At 64.9% G+C, this 14,849-nt stretch carries 13 protein-coding genes and 5 pseudogenes; 9 read left to right on the top strand and 9 right to left on the bottom strand.

Annotation, left to right across the window (positions count from 1 at the left end):
* The first annotated feature begins 115 nt into the window (after window positions 1–115).
* A complete protein-coding gene (gene ndhC / locus MCHLDSM_RS17515) occupies window positions 116–397 on the top strand; it encodes an NADH-quinone oxidoreductase subunit A (protein WP_407661963.1) in 282 nt (93 codons plus the stop codon).
* A 1,060-nt stretch (window positions 398–1,457) separates the two neighbouring features.
* On the opposite strand, the gene MCHLDSM_RS17510 is transcribed toward ndhC, so the two are convergent.
* From MCHLDSM_RS17510 to MCHLDSM_RS37775, 3 genes are all read right to left on the bottom strand, one after another.
* On the bottom strand, window positions 1,458–2,957 hold the full coding sequence (locus MCHLDSM_RS17510) for an ABC transporter permease (RefSeq protein ID WP_048471291.1): 1,500 nt from the start codon (window positions 2,955–2,957) through the stop codon (window positions 1,458–1,460).
* Window positions 2,954–3,673: an ABC transporter ATP-binding protein gene (locus MCHLDSM_RS17505; RefSeq protein WP_082168945.1), complete on the bottom strand. Its 720-nt coding sequence runs from the start codon at window positions 3,671–3,673 to the stop codon at window positions 2,954–2,956. The genes MCHLDSM_RS17510 and MCHLDSM_RS17505 overlap by 4 nt, the downstream gene beginning before the upstream one ends.
* Window positions 3,674–3,826: 153 nt before the next feature.
* On the bottom strand, window positions 3,827–4,129 hold the full coding sequence (locus MCHLDSM_RS37775) for a hypothetical protein (protein ID WP_131722651.1): 303 nt from the start codon (window positions 4,127–4,129) through the stop codon (window positions 3,827–3,829).
* 847 nt (window positions 4,130–4,976) lie between these two features.
* Between MCHLDSM_RS37775 and MCHLDSM_RS40470 the strand changes: the two are divergent.
* Together MCHLDSM_RS40470 and MCHLDSM_RS17500 are read left to right on the top strand one after the other, a co-directional pair.
* Window positions 4,977–5,201 (top strand): annotated as a pseudogene (locus MCHLDSM_RS40470) (PIG-L deacetylase family protein); the annotation flags it as partial.
* 25 nt (window positions 5,202–5,226) lie between these two features.
* Entirely contained in the window at window positions 5,227–5,700 is a 474-nt protein-coding gene (locus MCHLDSM_RS17500; protein ID WP_407661964.1) for a hypothetical protein, read from the top strand.
* A 190-nt stretch (window positions 5,701–5,890) separates the two neighbouring features.
* On the opposite strand, the gene MCHLDSM_RS17495 is transcribed toward MCHLDSM_RS17500, so the two are convergent.
* The 5 genes and pseudogenes from MCHLDSM_RS17495 to MCHLDSM_RS17475 all read right to left on the bottom strand — a co-directional run bounded on the left by MCHLDSM_RS17495 (window position 5,891) and on the right by MCHLDSM_RS17475 (window position 9,482).
* A complete protein-coding gene (locus tag MCHLDSM_RS17495; protein WP_048471257.1) occupies window positions 5,891–6,313 on the bottom strand; it encodes a DUF302 domain-containing protein in 423 nt (140 codons plus the stop codon).
* Between the two features lie 79 nt (window positions 6,314–6,392).
* Complete coding sequence (locus tag MCHLDSM_RS17490) at window positions 6,393–7,058, bottom strand: hypothetical protein (RefSeq protein ID WP_234714087.1); 666 nt, start codon at window positions 7,056–7,058, stop codon at window positions 6,393–6,395.
* Window positions 7,059–7,090: 32 nt separating this feature from the next.
* Window positions 7,091–7,375 (bottom strand): SHOCT domain-containing protein, encoded by a 285-nt coding sequence (locus MCHLDSM_RS17485; protein ID WP_048471256.1) that lies wholly within the window; start codon window positions 7,373–7,375, stop codon window positions 7,091–7,093.
* A 316-nt stretch (window positions 7,376–7,691) separates the two neighbouring features.
* A complete protein-coding gene (gene trxA, locus MCHLDSM_RS17480; RefSeq protein WP_048471255.1) occupies window positions 7,692–8,066 on the bottom strand; it encodes a thioredoxin in 375 nt (124 codons plus the stop codon).
* Window positions 8,067–8,103: 37 nt separating this feature from the next.
* Window positions 8,104–9,482 (bottom strand): annotated as a pseudogene (locus MCHLDSM_RS17475) (MBL fold metallo-hydrolase).
* 203 nt (window positions 9,483–9,685) lie between these two features.
* Between MCHLDSM_RS17475 and MCHLDSM_RS17470 the strand changes: the two are divergent.
* The 4 genes and pseudogenes from MCHLDSM_RS17470 to MCHLDSM_RS17455 all read left to right on the top strand — a co-directional run bounded on the left by MCHLDSM_RS17470 (window position 9,686) and on the right by MCHLDSM_RS17455 (window position 12,407).
* Window positions 9,686–10,271 (top strand): annotated as a pseudogene (locus MCHLDSM_RS17470) (rhodanese-like domain-containing protein).
* Between the two features lie 5 nt (window positions 10,272–10,276).
* Window positions 10,277–11,150, top strand: a pseudogene (locus MCHLDSM_RS17465) (sulfite exporter TauE/SafE family protein).
* Window positions 11,151–11,225: 75 nt separating this feature from the next.
* A pseudogene (locus tag MCHLDSM_RS17460) lies at window positions 11,226–11,494 on the top strand (metal-sensitive transcriptional regulator).
* Between the two features lie 622 nt (window positions 11,495–12,116).
* On the top strand, window positions 12,117–12,407 hold the full coding sequence (locus tag MCHLDSM_RS17455) for a hypothetical protein (RefSeq protein ID WP_048471254.1): 291 nt from the start codon (window positions 12,117–12,119) through the stop codon (window positions 12,405–12,407).
* Window positions 12,408–12,496: 89 nt separating this feature from the next.
* Here the strand turns inward: MCHLDSM_RS17455 and MCHLDSM_RS17450 are convergent, their stop codons facing one another.
* Window positions 12,497–12,724, bottom strand: a complete 228-nt coding sequence (locus MCHLDSM_RS17450) for a DUF2933 domain-containing protein (protein WP_048471253.1) — start codon at window positions 12,722–12,724, stop codon at window positions 12,497–12,499.
* 615 nt (window positions 12,725–13,339) lie between these two features.
* Here MCHLDSM_RS17450 and MCHLDSM_RS17445 point away from each other — a divergent pair.
* Entirely contained in the window at window positions 13,340–14,059 is a 720-nt protein-coding gene (locus MCHLDSM_RS17445; RefSeq protein ID WP_234714086.1) for a DUF305 domain-containing protein, read from the top strand.
* Window positions 14,060–14,070: 11 nt separating this feature from the next.
* Complete coding sequence (locus MCHLDSM_RS38155) at window positions 14,071–14,817, top strand: hypothetical protein (RefSeq protein ID WP_053083019.1); 747 nt, start codon at window positions 14,071–14,073, stop codon at window positions 14,815–14,817.
* The last annotated feature ends 32 nt before the right edge of the window (window positions 14,818–14,849 follow it).

Raw genomic sequence — 14,849 nt, 5'->3', positions numbered from 1 at the left:
AGCATCACCCTTGCAGAAAATACCCCCACGGGGTACGTCTAGAGGGCGGGTAGGAATCGTCCACGCCAGGGCGCGGGCACAGGACGTTGGGAGGCGGGGTATGTACGCCGGGTTGATGCGGACCGTGCTGGTCGCCGCCGCCGGCGTCGCGAGTGCCTATGGTGCGCACCGGGTTACGGCGGTCTCTGCTACCGCGTTGGTCTCACTGCCCTTCCAATCTGGCTGGGCGCCCGAGGAACACGCGCTGTCGCGCTATCACGTGCGGTGGTATCTGGCGACGCTGGTATTTCTGGCCTTCGACGTGGGGTATATAGCCCAGGGGCATATCGTTGGCAGAATACCCCGCCGGGTATCTAGCTACGTGCCTGAACAAGTGAGCACAGGCATAGCGAACTGATCATCGCCATCGCAGCCTGCCTGCTCATCGCCGTCGGGCTATGCGCGCTATCGGCACGGGCGGACCCAGCAGCATCCGGACCATGCGCCGTTGAGTCTCAACACAATCCGGTCAAGGCAGTGTCGGACGAGATCGCTACGGACGACCTGATGTGCCCGGTGGCACCCGGACGTGCGCATGCGCCCGGTGACGCATAACCATGCCGGGCGGCCACACACAGATATGACCAAAGTCCTCACAGCTCGGTGCTATCGGCTCTGGCGGCTAGGTCTTCTCAACAATCAAACTTTTGCCTAGACGCGCTCAACCGAGCGAACGAGACAACGAGGAGGCGCTGGGCACTGGTCATTCTCGGCATCATCGCGCTGATCAGATTGACCACTGGTGATCAGATTCGGTCGGTATCACCGCCGTCAACACCGGACCAGGTATTGGCCAATCGCTTCGCACACGGCGAAATCAGTGAAACCGAGTACCACGACCGGCTGGCGATTCTCCGCGATCACGCAGGGCACTGAGCGTCGGCTACAAGCCGCGATAGCTGTGGCTGCGGCAACCGGTCAAGCACCAGCGGCCGCGATTTCACGGAAACCGCGTCGTTCGGCCCATTGCCGGCCGGCGCTTCGCTAGACCGGGTCTATTTCGGCTTCCCTCTCGGCGTCCTCAAACACGCTGGGCGCGCTGCACTTCGTCGCGCGTTGGATCGATGGCCTCGGTATCGCAGGTTGCACAACACATCAAGACACCACGGCCACCAGGTTTGCCGCAACCCACAATGCCGCGGCAGCCGAGAGCGGCTACCGAAATGCGCAGTGCAGCAAGAAGTTCACCACAGCGATCACCCCGATCTGCGACGCACCTGCGACTGCCAGTACCGCTACGGCCGACGGATAGGCATCGCGGACGTCGGTGCGAGCCAGGTACTGTCGATCTCGCTCGCGGTGGGCACAGGTACCGCAGGTCCTCTGGTCGCAGGGCGGGCCGAGTCAACAGGAAGAACCCATCCCGGTCCAGATCAGGATGGCGCCGCCGATGCCGAAAAGCCGTGCGGCGGCGGTCATCACGCTGACCTGCCACCGCGGGCCAGGACAACCCCGGCGACAATCAGCAGACCAGCCAGCCACCCCAATCCCAGGAGTAAAGGCCCGATGACGTCGAAACCTGTGGTGAGACTGGTGTCGAACAGCACCCGGGTGACGCCGTACCCAGGCAGGAACTGGGCCCACTGTTGAGGTACCGGGCGAAGCATCGGGCTTTGGATGATGCCCAGATCGAGGAATGGGATCAAGAATGCGACGAACACCCCCGCGACCTTGCCGAGTAGTGGGCCGATGACGACTCCGATCAGCGCGTAGATGGCGGCGATCAGAAGGTTGGTGCCGATGTATGCGGGCCATTGCTTGGCGTCGAAGACCGTCGCGGTGACCGCCATTGTGGCTGCGGTGATGACGATGGCGGCTACGGCGACCACGCCCAGCCGCGCGGCCAGCACGACCCCGATGCGGTAGCCGGCCAGCCGCAGGCGCCGGTCCCCGCCGGCGGCGTCGACGACGACGAACATCCCGACCAGGGCGGCCAACGCTCCGATGCCGATGGGGGCCATGGCTCCGGCGTGCACGTCAGGAAACCAGAACGGCTGGCTGGAGGTGGCGCCGTTTTCGGTGACCGACACCAGCAGGGGCCGCCCCGGCGTGGTCGCCTTGGCCAGCAGCACGAACGCGGCCGGCACGATCACCAGCAGCGCCAGCAAGACGGCGTTGCGCCGCAGATCGACCAGACCGAACTGCAGCGCGGTCGCCAGCTGGCCGGCTGTGCGCTGACGCCGTCGCCCGGTGCGCGACCCGGCCGCCACCACAGCGCCGGCCACCGCCAAAGCGCCGACCATCCACACCGAGGCCAGGCCGAGATCGCCGAGCCGTCCGGCATGGTGGGACGGCGTGTCCACCATCCACAACGTGACGAAATGGGTAGGAAACCAACGGGTGGCGACGTAGTTACCGCCGCTGCCGGCTGGTCCGACGAAGACGTCGATCATCCAGACCAACAAGATGATCACCGCACCGTTGACCGGATTGGCGACCGCCACCCCGATGAGTGCGCCGATCGCGAGGTAGATGACGGCGAACATCAGCGTGCCCACGATCACCCGTGCCGGGTTGTCGATGCCGGTGCGGGCGGCCAACGCGGCCAGCGCCACTGCCGAGACGAGACCGGCCATGAGCAGACCGGTTCCCGCCCGGGCGGCGAGCAGTCGCGCGGCGGGTAAGCCAGCCAGTTGTAACCGCTTGTCCGCCCTTCGCGCCGAGCGGATCTGGAAGTACATCGCCAGTCCGGACAGGAAGCCGGCTGCCCAACCTGCGGTGGCGGTTTGGGTCGCGACGCCGGGGCGTCCCCGCAACAGTTCCATCGCGTCGGCGATCGATCCGGCCGCGACGAGCACGAATACCAGCGGCACCAAGATCAGCATGATCAGGTTTACCGGGTTGCGCACATAGTCGGTGATGAAGCTGCGAGTCAGCAGCAATGTCGGCCGCCACTGTTCGTGGGCCGCCGTTGTCATCGCCCGGCCTCGCCGGTGTCGCATTGCCCTGCGCACAGGCGTCCGTCGCAGAGCTTGACGATGCGATCGAAGCGCTGTTCGTCGGCGACGAAGTGGCTGATGATCAGCACCGAGCGTCCGTCGTCGCGCCGGCGGCCCACCAGATCCCAGAACTTCAGATAGGTGTCCCAATCGAATCCGGCGTAAGGCTCATCGAGCAGCAACACCGGCGGATCGGCCAGCATGGCCAGCGTGAGGTTGAGCTTGGCCAGCGTGCCGCCTGAGAGCCGATCCGCACGGGTGCCGGCGTAACGTTCAAACCCCAATGCCTCATAAAGGTCTCGGCGCGCGCGCCGTTCGGCTTCATGGGTCATGCGATAGGCGCGTGCGAACAGTTCAATGTGCTCATCGCATGTCAAGCGTTCATAGACGACGGGCTGCTGCGGGCAGTAGCCCAGCACACCGGAACGGGTGACTGTGCCTGCGTCCGCGGCTAACTCGCCGACCAGGATCTTCATGATGGTGGACTTGCCGGAGCCGTTTTCCCCGACAAGTCCGACCACCTCGCCCGGTTTCAGGGTGAGATCGACGCCGCGCAGTATTTGCTGGCGGTGCGACATCGGCCAAATGCGCCGGCGAAATGACTTCTCAATGCCTTCAGCTGTCAGTACCGACGCCGAGGCGGGCTCCACCGCCGACATCGTCCGGTCAACCGTTGTGGCTGCGCTCTGTTTCATGACGTGTCCTTTGACTCAATCCGGAAGATGGTCACTTGTTGTTTGTTGTCTCCATGCCGCCCGGCGGCGCATTTCGTTATCGAATGTTCGGCTCGAACCGCGCCTGTCCTGTCAGGACCGTCCAAAGCATCACCCAACCTAGACGTCTGTTTTTCACGTCTTTGCGGGCTTGGGGGCAGTGGCAGGCGGTGGCGCCGTGCGAGTGCGGCCGGATCTCAGCGGCGTGCGGGTGTTTGTGGTCGGCCAGCTCCGACCCCAGCCGCATTTAACATGGCCGCCACGTCCACCGTGCCGCACGAGCATGGACGTCATTGCCACCACCAGGCTGATAAACAGCAGGATCGAATCGGAAACGCCGGCGAACACCGACCCGGCGACGACCACGAGCGCAATCGCGCCTGCGGCGATCAGTCGTTTACGTTGACGCGTCATCATCGCCTCTTCGGTCTGCTGCAATGGTGGACGCAGTGATGAGGCCGCGACATCGGTACAAAGACACTTAGTACTGGGTCGAAAGCCCCTTGAAGCCACGGTGTGTCGTAGACAGCCGCGTTCATGGCCACAGCGCGACCGCGTCGGCAATGGGCGGAGGATCACAACAGCATTTCCAACCATGGTTGAGTTGTCGCCGTCGGGACTGGCTATGGCGACAGTGGTCCTCGCGTCCTCCGGGTTGCGCTCAACGACACTGCAGCAGCGACCGCGCTGCCCGGCTGCCAGCACGAACCATTGGGAGAGTTTGGATGTCGACCGCTATCCCACTGATAGCAGCACGACGACGGCCGAGCCCTGTGGAAGCACTTACACATGTCACGAAGTGGACCTCGAAGGCCCAGGCGGGATGAGCCGCCGCCCGCAAAGCCCGTAGTTGATGGTCAGAAGGTTCGCCATCAGGCGGCAGGCCCTATACCCGGCTGCGCGGTGCCCTGGCTGGTTATGACGGATTGAGCCAGCCGCACTTGGCCGAGAAATTTGGCCCCACAACTCTCGGTCCGGGACCGAGCATCACCCGATACTCACCGATCACAGGATTACGGATCTGCCGGAGCAGCAGGGTATCAAGGGGCGCGGGCCGATTCGCATCGCCGAGGGTAGATGGGAAAGTTGGTCGAGGTCATCGAACTAAAATCGCGGGGGGATCGAGGCCCTGCCCGGGCTGGGCCAGTACGAGGCGTTGAACCTGAGGCCTCATTTGGACCGGTCCCGGAGTGTTTACCTCGCGGCGTATTACCTTATGACTGCGGTGCGTTGCATGACGGCCCCAATCGGCATTTGTTGTGAACGTCCGTGCGAGGAGTAGGTGATGAGCGGCGAGCCGCGGCCCGAGCCCGCGCCCGGGGCGCTGCCGGCGTGGAGTGCGGTGCTGGCTGTCGTAGCACATCCTGATGACGAGTCCTTCGGCCCGGGAGCGATCCTTGACGCATTCAACCGGGCGGGGGCCTGGACCTCGGTTTTGTGTTTGACCCATGGCGAGGCGTCAACCGTACACAGCTTTGCGGGCAACCTCGCCGAGCTGCGTGGTCGCGAAGTCGCGGCCGCTGCCCGGATGTTGGGTGTTGCCGACCACACGCTGCGCGATTACCCCCGACGGTGGCCTCGAGCGGGTACATGGCAGCCGCCTGGTCGGCGAAGTGATCGACGCGGCAGGTGCCGCCCACGCCGACGGTCTGCTGGTCTTCGACCCCAGCGGCGTGACCGGTCATCACGACCACGCCGCCGCATCCGCCGCGGCGCTGCGTGCGGCGTCGGATCTGAACCTGCCCGTTCTGGGCTGGACCCTGCCCAACACGGTCGCCGACCAGCTCAATCGGGAATACGAAACCGGCTTCGTCGAACCCCCGGCGGTCAACATCGATATCGAATTGCCCGTGACTCGCAGCCGGCAGGTGGCTGCGTGCGCTTCTCATGTGAGCCAGGCCATCCCTACCAGCGTGTTGTGGCGGCGCCTGGAACTGCTCGGCGACGGCGAGCATCCACGATGGCTGCGGGGCCCAGACACAGCAACAGGACCCTCCGAGTCGTCCTAGGAACCCAGTCCGGTCCTCGGGTTCCAGTCCGGGTTCCGCTAGCTGCCGGAGGGTGTGCGCCAGAGGCGACGCAGTGCAGGGATTTTGAATGTGGGCATCATGATGAGGTCGGCATAGAGTGCGCCACTGAGCAGAGCCGCGAGCACGAGCAGCGCGACGGCGGCCGGTACGGGCACCGATATCGTGATGGTTACGGCGCCGAGGTACAGACCTGCGATGTGGCGAGGGAATCGATGGCGGCCTGCAGTTTGGCGGCGACCTCGTCGGCCACCGGTTCCAGGCCAGCCTCGCCGGTGACTTCGACCAGTAGCCGCGGGTTCATCGCCTCGACGATCACGGTGTTCTGGTCGGTTGGGTCGGCGCGCACGACCACGTTGCACGGCAGTAGCAGCCCGATTTGTGGGTCCACGGTGACCGCCTGATGCGCGAGCGGTGGGTTGCAGGCGCCCAGGATCATGTAGTTCTCCATGTCGGCGCCGAGCTTGTCTTTCAAGGTCGCCTTCACGTCGATTTCGGTGAGCACGCCAAACCCGTTCTGCGCGAGCGCCTCACGAGTTCGTTGGACCGCGTCGTCGAACGATGTGTGCACGGTGGTCGATAGTGCGATGGTCATAACCGGTACCTTTCTTGTGTTAGCTGGACTGTGGTGGGTCGACCAGCTCCCGTTTCGCGCCGTCGGGAATCGGCGATGATCAGCGGTTGCTGATGACATCGAGCTCGGTGTACATGCCCGCCGCGTAGTGCCCGGCGATGTTGCACAGCAGTTCATAGCGGCGAGGGGTCAAGGTGACGGTGGTCCAGCCCGTGGTTGCGGGCAGGATGCCGTCACCGTCATCGGGGCCGCAGCTGCGGGCGGCGCCTCGGCGAGGCTGGCAGATTCGTCGACTTGACCATTGGCACCGATGGCCAGCTGTCCCGGTGAGCGACTGCTGCCAAGCGGTAGCACCATGACTTCGTGGATCATCATCCCGGTGTTGCGGGCTCGCAGCGACACCGGGCCCGCCGGCACGGTGGCCGGGTTGGCGAAAATCCGCATCATGACGGATACCCGGCCCCGGGTATCCGTTCTGCCAGCCGTACCCGTTGGGCGGTGCTGCCGGGGCATTTGGCCCGTCCCAGCCGGGCTCCATCATGGCGGGGCCGTACCGTCCGTTGCCACCGGAGCCCATCATGGCTGGTCCCATCATGGCGCCCATGTCGGTGAGGGTGACGTCGACCACCGCGCCTGTCAGCGTCGGGGTCGGGCACGAGGCTGGCCAAGCCAACTGGATCGGCCCGCGTGGGCCACGTAATCCGGCGGCGGCCACCACCGCGGTGGTTCCCACGCCGAGCACCGCAGCGGTGAACGCGATGATCAAAATGAGCCGCAGTCGGTGAAAACCTATGGGATTCAACGGGTTTCGCGAATTAGCGTGAGACGCTGCCGGTATTCATCGACGTCGATCTCACCGCGGGCGTAGCGATCGGCCAGCACGTTTTCGGCGCGGCTGTCGGCTGGCGCTGACCCGCCGCCGGCACGGTTGTGGTGGCTGCCGCCACCGGCCAGGTAGCGGACCGCCAAGACCACCGCGGTGATCACCAGGCCCCAAAACGCCACCATCACCAGAGTCATCAGGATCCATCCGCCCCAACCCCAGCCGCCGTTCCACATCCAGCCGTCTCCGCCGTACATCATCGGCGTATCCCTTCATCGTTGTCGCGTCGCGAGGGTCGCGTGGTTTCGAGCATGGGCTCACGCCCTGCCGGTTCGTAGGGCCGATGGTCCCCGGCTCTGAGGCCCCAATGGCCCCGCGCGGTCAGCGGTGAAGCCATGCTCTGGTGACGCCGGTGTTCAGCTTGTGGGCCCGGATCCCTCGGGCATGTGCAGTGTTGGGATGCGGGCGCGCTGGCCATGACGGCGTCGACGTGTTGGCCGCAGCCGGCCCACCCGGTCTTACCGCAGTTCGGGCAGCGTATGGGGTTACACATTATTCCCTTCCCAGGGTTGTGGGTTATGCCGACGCGGCGGTGTGGTGGGCGGCGATTTCGCCGCGGACGTGGTCCATGTCGAGGTTCTGGACTTGCGTTATGAGGTCCTCGAGAACGGTCGGCCGCATTGCCCCGGCCGCGGTGTAGACGAGCACACTGTCGCGGAACGCCATGATCGTCGGAATTGACCGGATCCCGACGGTTGCGGCGAGTTCAGCTTCGGCATCGGTGTCGACTTTGGCGTGCACGATATTGGGGTGCGCCTGGGCGGAGCCCTCGAAGACCGGGGCGAAGGCCCGGCAGGGGCCGCACCACGATGCCCAGAAGTCGACTAGCACGATCGGATTGTCGACGATCGTCGCCTCGAAATCGTCGAGGGTGAGACTTCCGGTCGGCATCAAGGCGTCCTTTCAAACAGGGTGTAAGGGCTAATGATTAGACGGCGGCATGGGTCTGGGCCCAGGCGTTGTAACCGCCAACCAGATCCGACACGCGCTCAAATCCGTTGGCCCGCATCAGCGAGGCGGCCACGCTGGAGCGCCAGCCTCCCGCGCAGTGCACGACGATCGATCTATCGGTTGGCACCTGGTCAAGCCGGGCTCGCAGCTGCGCCAGCGGGATGTGGATCGCGCCGGGGATGCTGCCCTGGTCGACCTCGCCGGGATTGCGGATGTCGATCAGGATCACCGCGTCTTCGGCGAGCAGGCGATCCAGCTCGGCGACCGTGACGCGCGGTGCGGTCTGGACGAGGTCGGACAACTCCCCGGGGAAGACGCCGTCGCGGTCGACGGTGAGATATCCGGTGACGTTGTCCGAACCGACGCGGGCTAGCCGCAGCGCGGCGGCCTGCTCGTCGCCCGGGTACGCGATCAGTGCGATCTTGTCCCCGATATCGGCGACCACGCCGCCGGTTTCGGCGAAGCGGCCGTCGAACCCGACGTTGACAGAGCCGCGCAGATGTCCGGCCGCGAAGTAGTCGACGCTGCGCGCATCGATCACCCGCACGCCGTCGTCGAGAGGCGTCCGGATCTGCTCCGGCCTCAGCGCGGGAACCGTGCGGGTCTGGTCTAGCAGCGGGTGGATGCGCTTGTTCATGGCCGCGTCGACGGTGAAGTAGGACGGCGCTGCGGGCTGGCCGTGGGTGATCAGCTCGACGAAGTCGTGCTCGGTCATCGGCTGCACCGACGGGTTGGTGGCGCGCTGCTCACCGATCGTGGAGGTCAGCTCGGCCGACAGGTTCTTGCCGCACGAGGAGCCGGCGCCGTGGGCTGGCATGACGGTGACGTCATCGGGCAACGCCAACAGCTTGTCGTGGACGCTGTGATACATCGCCCGCGCCAAGTCGGTGGTTGAGCTGTCGCCGAGGTTGACCAGATCGGGTCGGCCTACGTCGCCGATGAACAGCGCGTCCCCGGTCAGCACCGCGACCGGCTCGGCACCGCGGTGTTCGCGCACCAGCACGCTGATCGATTCCCAGGTGTGCCCGGGGGGCGACAGGATCTCCAAGTCGACCTCGCCCAGCGAGATGTGCTCCCCGTCGGCCAGTCGCCGGATCGGGTAGTCGGTCTGGGCGGCCGCACCAAACCCGATCCACGCCCCGGTCGCCTCCACCAGCTTCAGGTGACCCGAGACGAAGTCTGCATGAAAATGCGTGTTGATCACGCCTTCGATCGCCAATCCGTACGCTCGGCATCAGTCAGGTATTCGGTGATGTCGCGGCGCGGGTCGACGACGACTGCGCGCCTGGTGGTTTCGTCGCCGATCAGATACGACGCGTGTGACAGGCACTCGATGTAGTACTGCTGCAGAATCATCGTCTTTCCTTCTCTCCGTGGGTTCTCCAGGACCCGTCTCGCCAAGTTCAACGATACCGATGGGGGTAATTCATCCCGAGGTTGAAGATACCCGCCGGGGTATGTGTAGCATGATGACGAACATACCCCTGGTGGTATCACCCTGGCAAGGGTATGGCCGCCTCGACACCGACAGAGAGGGCCACATGAGCTTCGTGAGCACAATGACCATCGACCCTGCGCAGCTACGGAGCCTGCTCAGATCCGGTCGGCCGCCGCGCCTGCTTGATGTGCGCACGCCCGCGGAATACCAGACCGCGCACATCCCCGGCGCCTACAACGTGCCGCTTGATCTGCTGCGCGAACATCGCGAGGACATCGTCAAACACCTCGACCAGGACGTGGTGCTGGTGTGCCGCTCCAGGCAGCGCGCAGCGCACGGCGAGCTCACTTCTGCGAGGGGCTGGACTGGGCAACGTACACATCCTTGAAGGCGGCATTAACGCGTGGGAGGGCAAGGGTTTCGACGTCAATCGCGGCGCCCAACGCTGGGATCTGGAACGCCAGGTCCGCCTGGCGGCCGGCTCCATCGTGTTCACCAGCATCCTGGGCAGCATCGCCGTGCCCAAGCTCAAGTGGTTGGCCGCCGCCATGGGCGGTGGATTGGCCGCGGCGGCACTGACCAACACCTGTGCGATGGGCATGCTGTTGTCGCGTCTGCCCTACAACCGCGACCGGGCATGTGATTCCCAGACGATCATCGCCCAGCTTGTCGACACCACGGCCGCGCAGAACGCGACAGCGAGCTAGCCGACATGATCGCGCTGACTGTTGCCCTGGCCATGTTCGTCGGGGTCTCGCTGGGACTGCTGGGCGGGGGCGGCTCGATCCTGACCGTCCCGCTGCTGGCCTATATCGGGGGGCTGGACGCCAAACACGCGATCACCGCCTACCTGCTGGTGGTCGGCGTCACCAGCGCGGTCGGCGCGATCGCCCACATGCGGGCCGGGCGGGTGCGGTGGGGCGTCGCGCTGCCCTTTGGTGCGGCGGCCATGACCGGGGCCTACGGCGGGGGTCTGCTGGCCCGATTCATCCCGGGTACCGTTCTGCTGATCACGTTCGCGGTGATCATGATCGCCGCGGCGGCCGCGATGCTGCGTGGCCGCAAGAACACCCCTGGGAGCAGCGCGGCTGGGCCGCCGCCGTTGGTGCGGATGGCTTTGCTCGGTGTCGGCGTCGGCACCGTCAGCGGTTTGGTCGGCGCTGGTGGCGGCTTCCTGCTGGTACCGGCGCTGGCCCTGCTGGCCGGGTTGCCGGTGCCCGCCGCGGTCGGGACTTCGTTGGTGGTGATCGCGATGCAGTCCTTCGCCGGTCTGGCCGGTCATCTGGCCAGTGAGCAGATCGACTGGCGCATGGCTGCAATGGTCACCGCCGTGGCGGTCGTCGGCGCTCTGATCGGGGGGGCGGCTGACCGGGATGGTCGATCCGAACGCGTTGCGCAAGCTCTTCGGCTGGTTCGTCCTGCTAATGGCGTCGGTGATCCTCGCGCAGGAGACAACTCGAGCGGTTGGTGTCGCGGCTGCCGGGCTGACGGTGATCGCCGCCGGCGTGTATGTCACCTGCCGCCGAACCGCCCACTGTCCGCTACGCCGGCTCATCGCCCGGGCGCCTCCGGTGGCGGCGGGTTGAGCACGTGTCCGGCCCGGGAAGTACACCCCCACGGGTAACGTTGACAACCCACAGAACGTAGGAAGGAAGTTCACCATGGTTGGTGATGAAGACAGCGTCGCCGCGGTTTTGAATCGGTTGCGGCGCGCCCAAGGCCAACTCGCGGGGTGATCGCGATGATCGAGCAGGGCCGTGATTGCAAAGACGTCGTCACCCAACTCGCCGCCGTCTCACGGGCCCTCGACCGGGCGGGTTTCAAGATCGTCGCGACCGGTCTGCGCGAATGCATCACCGGCGACCACGCCGACGGTGCCACGCCGATGACCGAAGCCGAACTAGAGAAACTATTCCTCGCACTCGCCTGACCCGCCAGCTATATCGACGTCGGCGCTGCCGCAGGCACGTTCACTCCGGGCGCCGGCACCGACAGACGGCTGTCGCTGCTGCAGATCCAGACCCGCGGCGCTCACTCATCCGCGCTCGACATAGCCCGCCGATCCGACACCGGGCACAATTACGCCCCTGCTATTCGGATGGCACCCCAGCCGTAGGTCCGGCTTAACCGGCGGGATTAGCACGCCGGGAATCGATCGTCTGGGCAACAGGGCGGAGGTCGGCTCGTGCGAGGCAGAAGTGGGCGAAGAGTTGCGTGTCGCGGCATTTGCCCGACGTGATGCGGCATTCGCGGTTGTCGCAATCCAGCGAGACCAGCGTGCCGGTTGGCTGCTCGGGATAGGTCTTGCCGCAACGTCGTTCGTTCTGTACATCGTTCAGGAGACGATCGGGTTGTCTGGACTTGAGCAGACATGGAGCCAGCCGAGACGAGGATATTGTTGCTGTTGCTTGCGGCGCTCGTTGTGATAGGCCAGAACATCGGGACTTTTGGCGGTTCCAAGTAAGCAGAAGGGCCCTACCGGGTCGTCGAAACACGACAACAATTGTTCTTCGCACGCACGATTCGCCGCGCGAAAGTGATAGGGGTAGGTAGTGAACAGATTGAGCATCACGCGAGTCGGGGCTGCGTTGGCGGCGTTTGGTGCCATCACGTATGGGCTGTGCTTCCTCTGGCATTGGCTGGCGCGGTCACCATTTACTGATAGCGCCTTCGCCGCAGCGTTTCCCGGCTTCAGCTGGAGCTACATCGGTTTCGTGACTGGGCTGGGCTGGAGCCTCATCTACAGTTTCTACGTCGCGGTCGTGTTCGTCCCGACCTACAACCTGTGTTGTCGCGCGATCCCAGAACGGCGCAACCCGGCCGCACATCCTTCGGCCCAGTGAGGTTTACGCCAGCGCGCGGTATGCGCGCGGGCGGCGGGCGAAGCCCCGGGAGGCTGAAGCCTCCTAATAATACGCAAAATTCGGGTGGGCTATGACCGCCCAGCAGAGTCGCGATGGTCGTCCGTGCTGCTGGAATCCTGATCCGAGCCGTGGCCGTGTCCTCCGCCCATTCCGCCCATCATGAACATCATCATCACCGGGCACGCCAGCAGAACCAGCGCGAGTAGAGCCGTCGAGGCCGGGGCACCGAGGGCGATCGCGGCGACGAGGCCGGCGACGACAACGGCTCCGTACCAGAGCATGTGCTGAGACTTCATCTGTGATTCCTTTCGCGAGGCGTTACGTGGTCAACAGTGCGCCCGTCAGCTGACCGCGCCTACGGCACAACGTCGCCCATGCGGCGGACCGAAGACACCATCGCGACAGACCAAAGTCCTTCATTGACGCACCTACCGGCGGGGCGGACTATTCCGGCCTACTACTGTTTGCGTGCGTAGACGGTGCACCCCCACGATTCGAGGGCTGGCATCGACGACGGCTGGGATTTCGGCAGAACCCGATGCGCGACGACAGGTTCCTTCCCACGACCGGCGGTGAGGCTTCAAGATGCCCTTCGACGCGGATCCCGGCTACCGCGCTCACGTCCACGGGCGGACCCGCGACGGTGGTGAAGCGCGTTTGTCCTCGCGCGGCCTCAGGTGCCCACGGGAAGTGGTGACGAAGGCGCGCTCGAACAGCGCATCTTCGAACAGCGGCTGCCCAGGCGGGGGTCACCGTGTTTCCCGACCCCCGGTCGCTGCTCCGTGGAAACCCCGGACGGGGACTATTGGCCCTTGTCCGTGGCCGGCGCCGGTGGGCACGCTAAGACAGTGGGTCCGCGATTGCGCGGTTCCACTCAAAAGATTGGACGTTTCGTGACGAGGAAAAGCACTGTGACGATCGGTATCGCCGCCTTGGTGGCGCTGGTCAACGTGGCTGCCTGTGGTAACTCCGGCACCAGTCAGTCGGGTCAGACGACTTCGGGCGCCTCGACGTCAGCATCGGCCGCCGAGGCGCACAACCCAGCGGACGTCATGTTCGCTCAGCACATGATTCCTCATCACCAGCAAGCGATCCAGATGAGCGACATCGTCCTGGGCAAGCAAGGGATCGATCCTCGCGTCGTCAACCTGGCCAACGAGATCAAGGCCGCGCAGGGCCCCGAGATTCAACAAATGCAGACCTGGTTGGGCCAGTGGGGACAGCCGACGATGCCGATGATGCCGATGATGCCCGGAATGGAGATGCCTGGCCCGAGCACGACGCCCAGCGACCCTCATCACACCGATACGCCCAGTCCGAGCGCAACACCGAGCCAGACCATGATGCCCAACCAAGGCAATATGCCGGGGATGTCAGGCATGCCCAGCCAGAGCGGAATGACCGGCATGATGTCCGGGCAAGACATGGCCGCGCTGCAAAACGCGCAGGGCGTGGAGGCAAGCAGACTGTTCTTGACGCAGATGATCGGACACCACCAGGGTGCAATCGCCACGGCGCAGAACGAAATCAACACCGGTCAGTACCCGGCCGCGGTTGCGCTGGCGCGATCGATCGTCAGCACCCAGCAACAGGAGATCGCTACCATGCAGGGCATCTTGGCGTCGTTATAGGCGATGAACTTGTGAAGCTGCGTTTTGCGGATCAGACGTTTTCGTTTGAGCTTCTGCGCGCCGCCAGCTACGGACTGTCGGGTGGCTCGGAGATCGGTGAAGTGCTCGCAACGGCGAAGCAGATCCAGGAAGGCGATTTCGACAGTTGGCATCGCGCGTGGCACGACACGGCATCGCGCATTGAGGCGCTTGCCGAGCACTCCCTTCACCAAAAGCACTGCCTCTCTGCGGGGCAGGCTTACTTGCGGGCCAGTAACTACTACCGGGCAGCGGAATTCTTTCTCGCGCCCGATGATCCGCGCCGCAACACCACCTCCGAGGGCAGCCGCACTACCTTCTGGAAATTCCTTGAGGCGTCCGGGTTGTGCGTGGAGCGGGTCCGTATCACGTATGAAGGCACGACGCTGCCAGGCTATCTCTATCGCGTCGACGATTCGGAGATGCCGCGGCCCACGCTGCTCTCCGTGGGTGGGTTCGATTCGACCGGCGAGGAGCTTGTGATGTTGCAAGACATCCGAATAGCTCTGAACCCTCGTTGGGGTTCAGGGCTTTTTTCGTGGGCGGCCGCAGGGGACGCCGCGGGGTTGGTAGTCCCTGGTGGGGTCGATGGTGAGGTGGCGGATGAGCTCGCCGGTGGAGGCGTCGATGATCCTGACGTCGAGGTCGTGGATGAGCATCAGAACGCGGGTTCGGGCGTGGGCGCGGCCGATGCTGATGTGGTGCAGCTTGCCGTTGACGCGCAGGGTGAGGTGCCGTAGGTGTCGACGCGGTCGGTGCGTACTCGTTGGTG

The organism is Mycolicibacterium chlorophenolicum (assembly GCF_001044235.1).
GTDB lineage: Bacteria > Actinomycetota > Actinomycetes > Mycobacteriales > Mycobacteriaceae > Mycobacterium > Mycobacterium chlorophenolicum.
The sequence above is the reverse complement of the archived record's forward strand: the minus strand, read 5'-3'. Positions and strand labels throughout refer to the sequence as shown.

Excerpts from the sequence above, each read along its gene's own strand:
- MCHLDSM_RS17485 (WP_048471256.1), bottom strand. The coding sequence starts at position 7,375 with ATGATGTACGGCGGAGACGGCTGGATGTGGAACGGCGGCTGGGGTTGG.
- ndhC (WP_407661963.1), top strand. The coding sequence starts at position 116 with ATGCGGACCGTGCTGGTCGCCGCCGCCGGCGTCGCGAGTGCCTATGGT.
- MCHLDSM_RS17450 (WP_048471253.1), bottom strand. The coding sequence starts at position 12,724 with ATGAAGTCTCAGCACATGCTCTGGTACGGAGCCGTTGTCGTCGCCGGC.
- trxA (WP_048471255.1), bottom strand. The coding sequence starts at position 8,066 with ATGCCGACCGGAAGTCTCACCCTCGACGATTTCGAGGCGACGATCGTC.
- MCHLDSM_RS17495 (WP_048471257.1), bottom strand. The coding sequence starts at position 6,313 with ATGACCATCGCACTATCGACCACCGTGCACACATCGTTCGACGACGCG.
- MCHLDSM_RS17505 (WP_082168945.1), bottom strand. The coding sequence starts at position 3,673 with ATGAAACAGAGCGCAGCCACAACGGTTGACCGGACGATGTCGGCGGTG.
- MCHLDSM_RS17510 (WP_048471291.1), bottom strand. The coding sequence starts at position 2,957 with ATGACAACGGCGGCCCACGAACAGTGGCGGCCGACATTGCTGCTGACT.